Consider the following 6,662-nt stretch of genomic DNA (forward strand, 5'->3'; position numbering starts at 1 on the left):
TGTGCCGCGCGTCGCCTTCCGCGTGCCTGACCCTGCGCCGTGCCAGAATCGTGAACGGGACCGCGAAAGGGGCCGCGAAAGGGACCGCGAACGGGGCCGCAGAACGGAGCGCAAACCGGCGACGCGCATGGCTCCGACCTGGCCCGAACCTTGGCCCGGGCTGTGGCCTGCGCCATGCCTCCTCAGTGCTGGATCGCGCCGCCGCTGATGGTTACGCGGTCGCCGCTGCGAAAGGCGGGGGTGGTCTCCTGGGTGACGATCTCGGTGCTGCCGTCGTCCATGCGCAGGGTAACGCGGTAGACGCGGTCGGAGCTCATCGAGCCGCCCGCGCTGCCGCCGACCGCCGCGGCGCCCACGGCGCCAGCGCCGCTGATGCCGCTGGCCGGCCGCGGCACGGTTTCGATCGAGACGACGGTGGCGTTCGGGCTGGCGCTCGCCGCGGTGGCGCTGCCGGCGCTGGTGCTGCCCTGGGCGCCGCCGGTGGCGGACTCGGTGGTGGCGCCGGCCGCGCCGCCTTCGCCCATGCTGCCGGTGGCGCCGGTGCCCGAGCTGCCCGAGGTGCTGGACTGGTCCTCGCCGCTGCCCGAGGTGCCGGAGCTGCTCGAGGTACCGCTGGTGCCGCTGGTGCCGGAGCTGCCCGAGGAGCCGGATTGGTCGTAGCCGCTGCCCGAGGTGCCCGAGGTGCCGGACGAGCCCGAGGTGCCGGACGTACCCGAGGAGCCCGAGGAACCCGACGTGCCGCCGCCCCAGCCTCCCGAGCCGCTCGTGCCGGTGCCTTCTCCTGTGCCCGACATGCCGCCGGTGCCGCTGCCCGTTGCTCCGCCGGTCGAGCTGCCGCTGGCGCCTTCGCCGCCGCCGCCCATGCCCATGCTGGAACAGCCGGCCAGGCCAAGCGCTATGGCCAGCAAGCCCGCCAGGACCACGCTCTGTTGTTTTTGCTTCATGATCGACTCCTTCGTTGGATTTTGTCAGTGGGTATGCGTGACGATGTCGTCTGCCACTCGGGTAAGAGGCGCAAACGGGCACGACGTTCCAGCTGACCCGGGTTGGCACTGAGCCAAATCAAGCCATACGAGAAGGGGCGCAACTCAGGTGTTGCCGGCGGCTCAGCCGCGTTCCAGCTCGGCCCTGGGCAGGACCATCCACAGGATCGCGCAGGTGACGATGGCGGCGCCGCAGTCGACCAGCCAGTCGTGCACGTCGGCGCCGCGGTAGGGAAAGAAGCTCTGGACCAGTTCGTCGATGGCGCCCATCACGGCGATCGCGGCCACGCTCGAGAGGCTGCGCGCGGCGGCGCTGCCGCGTCCTGCCGTGAACCACAGCAGCGCCAGGGTCGCATAGGCGGTCGAGTGCAGGACCAGCCCGGACGCATAGCGGCCGACGTCGGCGCGGGCGCCGGGAATCGAGCCGGCGACGACGATCGCGGCGAACATCGCGATCGCACAGCCATAGCGCAAGGTGCGCAGGCGTGGGTCGAGAAGCAGGAGGTACAGGACGGGAGGCATGGTCGACAAGCTGGCAAAATGTCAACCATACCATGCCCGCGACCGCGCATCCGCACGATCGCCGCTGGACGGTAACGGGGCAGAGCGGCTCAGATGCTCAGCGCGGGCTCGCCGTTGGCGTACTGCGCGTCGAAGCAGCTTTCGCACTCGGCGCAGAACAGGTGGGCCATGCGCACCGCGGTCTGGCGCAACACGAGTTTCAGGTTGCAACGCCCGCACTTGGGGCAGATTTCGCGCACGCTGCCGAAGGTCAGGAGGGTCAGCGGTGCCTGCTCGCCGTCCAGGTGGTCGATCACGACCAGCGGGTTCAGTTCGCGGAGAATCAGGTTGTCGGCGCCGTCATGGCAACGGCGGCTGGAGGAAGGCTGCGGGGTGTGCTTGTCAGGATGGTTAAAACTCATCGGTCCGGCTCCCTTCTGTCTGGTTGGCATGGCATCGTGTGTCGCCAAATACAATCCGCGCGAAGCGCACTGACAACACGTGCGAACTTCATCATAGTCAAATGCCCACGGTGTGCAAGGCCCCGGCCGAGACTTTCCTTGCAGATGCACATAAAAAAAATGCCCGCCAGGAGAGAAGTGGCGGGCAAACCCAAGATCGGGCCAAGAGACGATGTTCGGTGGGTGTGCGACGCGCGGAGCGCCCCACACCTGTCTGCAATCACGCATATCGGTTGCGTGTACCGCAGATGAATTCAGTATAGGCAGGGTTTGTGACGCGGACATGACACAGCGCAAGGAACGGCACAATGAACTGAACGGTCCGCTAGACGAATGGTCGAGCACGGATGCTGCGTTATCGGTATTACGCGAACCGGTTGTTTGAGAGAGGACAGACGATAGGGGCAAAAAAAAGCCCGCTGTTTGCGCGGGCTTAAAACTATTTTCTTGGAGGAGAATAGTGGAGACAGGTGCATTATGCTGCGTTGCGATATATATGTCTAATTGCAAATACAGATACCTGACATGCGAAGCGTGAATATTGTGCGCTTGCACCACCTGTTCCCGTAAAACGATCAGTCGCGCACCGGCACCGTATAGTTCAGCGGCATGCGGCCGCCGTCGGCGTACAGGGTCTGGCCGGTGATGTAGGAAGCGTCGTCGCTGGCGAGGAAGGCGGCGATCGCGGCCACTTCCTCGGGTTCGCCGCAACGGCCCAGCGGGGTGCGCGAGAGGATGGTGTGGCGCGCTTCCGGACTGCCCAGCACGGCCTGCTTGGCCAGGTCGGTAAGGATGGTGCCGGGGCCGATCGCGTTCACGCGGATGCCGTGCTGCGCCAGGCTGATCGCGGCCACGCGGGTCAGCTGGTTGACGCCACCCTTGGACACCACGTAGGGCACCTGGTTCGGGATCACCAGTTCCGCGTTCACGCTCGACATGTTGATGATGCAGCCGCTGTTGCGCTTGACCATGTCGCGCGCCGCCGCCTGGCTGCACAGGAACATCGACTTCAGGTTGATGCGCAGCACGCGGTCGAAATCTTCTTCGGTCAGATCGAGGAAGTCGGCGGCATGGGTCACGCCGGCGTTGTTGACCAGGATGTCGATCCGGCCGAAGGCCTCGATGGTGGCGGCGACCAGGGCGTCAACGTCGGACTTCTGGCTGACGTCGGCACAAAAGAAGCGGGCGGCGTCGCCCAGGGCCGCGGCCGCGGCCGCGCCTTCCGGGCGCACGTCGGCCAGCATCACGCGCGCGCCTTCGCGCACCAGGCGCTGGGCGCAGGCCAGGCCGATGCCCTGGCTGGCGCCGGTCACGAGGGCGGTCTTGTTGGCAAGTTTCATGGGCGGAATCAGGTCGTTTTTGAGAGGCCTCGATTGTACCTCCCGTGCCGGGCGAGCAGCATTGTGCCGATGACAGGGACGGCGCGGCCTATGCTTCGATTCAACAATCAATCCTTGCGATGGCTCACAGCTTACCGTGCTGAGTACGAACCGATGGCAAGGATGCCGGTAGCGGCTTTCTTGGACTCGGTGTCGTTGCGGCGCCTCAGATCATGATGGGATTGTCGGGCAGTTCGTTGGGCCGCTCGCCGTTGGCCGGGAAGTGTTCGCGCAGCAGCGAATTGACCTGCTCGATCGCGGCCAGCGCGGCCTGGTGGAAATCGCCGCGCCGGAAGCCCTCGGTCATGGTGCGGCACACGCCTTGCCAGGTGGCGGCGTCGATCCTGCGGTCGATGCCGCGGTCGGCCACGATGTCGACCTTGTGGTCCGCCAGGTTCACGTAGATCAGCACGCCGCAATTGTCCTCGGTGTCCCAGACGCCGTAGTCGGCGAACAAGGCCAGGGCGCGCTGGCGGTTGGTCACGCCGTCCCAGATCTCGTCGGTGGGCAGGGCCTTCTCGACGATGAAGCGTACTTCGCCGCGGTGGGTGCGCTCGCCGGCGGTGATGGCTTCGGCCACGGCGGTGAGGGTGTCGTCGGGAAAAGCGCGGCGCGCGGCGGCCTGCGTGCTTTGCCAGTGGCGCAACACGCGTTTCAAGCGTTCGCCGAACGAGGCGTGGGATGTTTGCGTTCCTTGTGTCATTACCAGTCTCCCGAAGCGCCGCCGCCGTCGAAGCTGCCGCCGCCGCCCGAAAAGCCGCCGCCGCCAAAACCACCGCCGCCCGAAAAGCCGCCGAAGCCGCCACCGCCGCCACGGCTCATGTTGCCGATGATGTTGCCGAGGATGAAGCCGGTGGCGCCGCTGCCCCAGCCGCCGCGCGACAGGCGCGTGCGGCGCGGGCGGAACATCGAGCGCACCAGCATGAAGCCGAACACCAGCATCAGGATGCCGAACATGCCAAATCCGCCGCCATCGTCAGTGTTCCCGACCGGCGCCGGCTGCCGGGCCGGCGCCGGGAACTGCTCCTGGTTCAGCAGGGTGGCGATGGCGCCGACGCCGGCGACCAAGCCCTCGTAGTAATGGTTTTGCCGAAAGTGCGGCGCGATCGTGTCCTGCAGGATGCGCTTGGATTGGGCGTCGGTCAGCACGCCCTGCACCCCGCGCCCGGCCTCGATGCGCAGGCGCCGCAGCGAGCTCGGGTTGTCGCGCGCGACCAGCAGCAGCACGCCGTCGTCCACGCCCTTGCGGCCCAGCTTCCAGGCGTCCGCCACGCGGATGCCGAACTGCTCGATCGCTTCCGGCTCGGTCGACTTCACCAGCAGCACGGCGATCTGGCTGCCGGTTTTCGCCTCGTAGTCGGCGAGCACGGCTTCCAGGCGCTGGTGCTGGTCGGCGTCGAGCATGCCGGCCTCGTCGGTCACATGGCCGGCCAGGGGCGGCACTTCCTTGAGCTGCGCCTGGGCCGGCCCGGCCAGCGTGCAGGCCAGCACAAACAGCCACAGGGTGCGCAGGATGGTCATCGCGTAGCAGCCTTATTTGCCGAAGTCGACCGTCGGCGCGGTCGAGATCGCTTTTTCGTTCTCGACCGTGAACGAGGGCTTGGCTTCGTAGCCGAACATCATGGCCGTCAGGTTGGTCGGGAACTTGCGCACGGTAACGTTATAGTCCTGGACCGCGGCGATGTAGCGCTGGCGCGCCACCGTGATCCGGTTCTCGGTGCCTTCCAGTTGCGACTGCAGGTCGCGGAAGCTGGTGTCGGCCTTCAGGTCGGGATATTTCTCGGACACGGCCATCAGGCGCGACAGCGCGCCCGAGAGTTCGCCCTGCACCTGCTGGAACTTCTGGAAGGCTTCCGGATTGTTCAGCACTTCCGGGGTGATCTGGAAGCTGGTCGCGGCGGCGCGCGCCCGCGTGACCGCTTCCAGGGTCTCGCGTTCGTGCGAGGCATAGCCCTTGACCGTGTTCACCAGGTTCGGGATCAGGTCGGCGCGGCGCTGGTACTGGTTGACGACTTCGCCCCAGGCCGCCTTGGTGGCCTCGTCCTTGGTCTGGAATTCGTTGTAGCCGCAGCCCGAGAGCAGCGAGCCGGCCAGCAGGGCGCCGGCCAGGATGCGGGCCCAGCGCGAGAAGAGGGAAGACGTCATCATGTTCTTGTCCATACGAGTTGTCGAATGAATAAAATATACCCCAAGACCATATTTGCCAGTCGCACGGCCGCGTCCGAAGGCGACCGCGCCGCGGGCGACAGGTACAATATTGGGTTTGCAATGACACTGTTACAAGGGGCCCGACGTGAATTTCATTAACAAGCTAACCGCAGCCTGGACCCGCAACGATTCGCTGCTGTGCGTGGGGCTGGACCCCGACCTGGCGCGCTTTCCCGCGCACCTGAAGGATGCGCCGGACGGCATTGTCCGCTTCTGCAAGGCGATCATCGACGCCACCGCCGACCTGGCCTGCGCCTTCAAGCCCCAGATCGCATATTTCGCCGCGCTCGGCGCGGAAGACCAGCTCGAAGAGATCTGCCGCTACCTGCGCGAGAACTATCCGCACATCCCGCTGATCCTCGACGCCAAGCGCGGCGACATCGGCGCCACCGCCCGCCAGTATGCGCGCGAAGCCTTCGACCGCTACGGCGCGGACGCGGTGACGGTCAATCCCTACATGGGTTTCGATTCGGTCGAGCCCTACATGGAGTGGGCGGACCGCGGCGTGATCGTGCTGTGCCGCACCTCGAACGCGGGCGGCTCGGACCTGCAGTTCCTCGACGTCGGCGGCCAGCCGCTGTACCAGCACGTGGCGCGCCTGGTGGCCGAGAAGTGGAACCGCAACGGGCAATGCGCGCTGGTGGTGGGCGCGACCTTCCCGGAAGAGCTGGCCCAGGTGCGCGCGCTGGTCGGCGACATGCCGCTCCTGGTGCCGGGCGTCGGCGCCCAGGGCGGCGACGTGGCGGCGACCGTGCGTTCGGGACGGACCGCGAACGGGGCCGGGATGATGATCAATTCCTCGCGCGCGATCCTGTACGCGGCGCCGCAAGGGAGCGAGGATTTCGCGGCGGCGGCAAGGCGCGTGGCGCAGGAGACGCGCGACGAGATCAATCGGTATCGGGGGTGATGACGGATGGGTCGACGGCATTACGCCGTTGGCCCATGCTGACGGACGTGGGGCTGTTGCCTGGTGCGTTATCGGTGTGTCGAATCCGCGTGGGCTCGAGAGCCCACCCTACGGGAGACGCTATCGGCGAGCTCCACCAGGGTTTCGTATGACTCGCCTGGAACGCATCCCGTAGGGTGGGCTCTCGAGCCCACGCGGATCGTGCGGACCATTAACAGGGCAG

At 66.6% G+C, this 6,662-nt stretch carries 8 protein-coding genes; 1 reads left to right on the forward strand and 7 read right to left on the reverse strand.

All coding sequences use genetic code 11. The annotated features are described in order from the left end of the window. Positions 1–182: 182 nt before the first annotated feature. The 7 genes from RT688_RS21500 to RT688_RS21530 form a co-directional block, all read right to left on the reverse strand. On the reverse strand, positions 183–944 hold the full coding sequence (locus RT688_RS21500; RefSeq protein WP_313706877.1) for a hypothetical protein: 762 nt from the start codon (positions 942–944) through the stop codon (positions 183–185). A gap of 162 nt (positions 945–1,106) precedes the next feature. Next, positions 1,107–1,505 (reverse strand): VanZ family protein, encoded by a 399-nt coding sequence (locus RT688_RS21505; RefSeq protein ID WP_313706878.1) that lies wholly within the window; start codon positions 1,503–1,505, stop codon positions 1,107–1,109. An 89-nt stretch (positions 1,506–1,594) separates the two neighbouring features. Beyond that, positions 1,595–1,906, reverse strand: coding sequence for a hypothetical protein (locus RT688_RS21510; RefSeq protein ID WP_313706879.1), 312 nt, complete (start codon positions 1,904–1,906; stop codon positions 1,595–1,597). A 614-nt stretch (positions 1,907–2,520) separates the two neighbouring features. Further along, complete coding sequence (locus RT688_RS21515; protein ID WP_313706880.1) at positions 2,521–3,285, reverse strand: 3-oxoacyl-ACP reductase family protein; 765 nt, start codon at positions 3,283–3,285, stop codon at positions 2,521–2,523. Between the two features lie 205 nt (positions 3,286–3,490). Further along, positions 3,491–3,973, reverse strand: coding sequence for a TPM domain-containing protein (locus RT688_RS21520; RefSeq protein WP_313706883.1), 483 nt, complete (start codon positions 3,971–3,973; stop codon positions 3,491–3,493). A 53-nt stretch (positions 3,974–4,026) separates the two neighbouring features. Beyond that, positions 4,027–4,845 (reverse strand): YgcG family protein, encoded by an 819-nt coding sequence (locus tag RT688_RS21525; RefSeq protein ID WP_313706881.1) that lies wholly within the window; start codon positions 4,843–4,845, stop codon positions 4,027–4,029. 12 nt (positions 4,846–4,857) lie between these two features. Further along, on the reverse strand, positions 4,858–5,469 hold the full coding sequence (locus tag RT688_RS21530) for a LemA family protein (RefSeq protein ID WP_313706884.1): 612 nt from the start codon (positions 5,467–5,469) through the stop codon (positions 4,858–4,860). Between the two features lie 148 nt (positions 5,470–5,617). Here RT688_RS21530 and pyrF point away from each other — a divergent pair, with 148 nt between their 5' ends. Beyond that, a complete protein-coding gene (gene pyrF / locus RT688_RS21535) occupies positions 5,618–6,439 on the forward strand; it encodes an orotidine-5'-phosphate decarboxylase (protein ID WP_313706882.1) in 822 nt (273 codons plus the stop codon). Positions 6,440–6,662: the final 223 nt, after the last annotated feature.

This window comes from Massilia sp. (genome assembly GCF_032106685.1).
GTDB lineage: Bacteria > Pseudomonadota > Gammaproteobacteria > Burkholderiales > Burkholderiaceae_D > Telluria.

Excerpts from the sequence above, each read along its gene's own strand:
- RT688_RS21525 (WP_313706881.1), bottom strand. The coding sequence starts at position 4,845 with ATGACCATCCTGCGCACCCTGTGGCTGTTTGTGCTGGCCTGCACGCTG.
- RT688_RS21530 (WP_313706884.1), bottom strand. The coding sequence starts at position 5,469 with ATGACGTCTTCCCTCTTCTCGCGCTGGGCCCGCATCCTGGCCGGCGCC.
- RT688_RS21510 (WP_313706879.1), bottom strand. The coding sequence starts at position 1,906 with ATGAGTTTTAACCATCCTGACAAGCACACCCCGCAGCCTTCCTCCAGC.
- RT688_RS21500 (WP_313706877.1), bottom strand. The coding sequence starts at position 944 with ATGAAGCAAAAACAACAGAGCGTGGTCCTGGCGGGCTTGCTGGCCATA.
- RT688_RS21515 (WP_313706880.1), bottom strand. The coding sequence starts at position 3,285 with ATGAAACTTGCCAACAAGACCGCCCTCGTGACCGGCGCCAGCCAGGGC.
- RT688_RS21505 (WP_313706878.1), bottom strand. The coding sequence starts at position 1,505 with ATGCCTCCCGTCCTGTACCTCCTGCTTCTCGACCCACGCCTGCGCACC.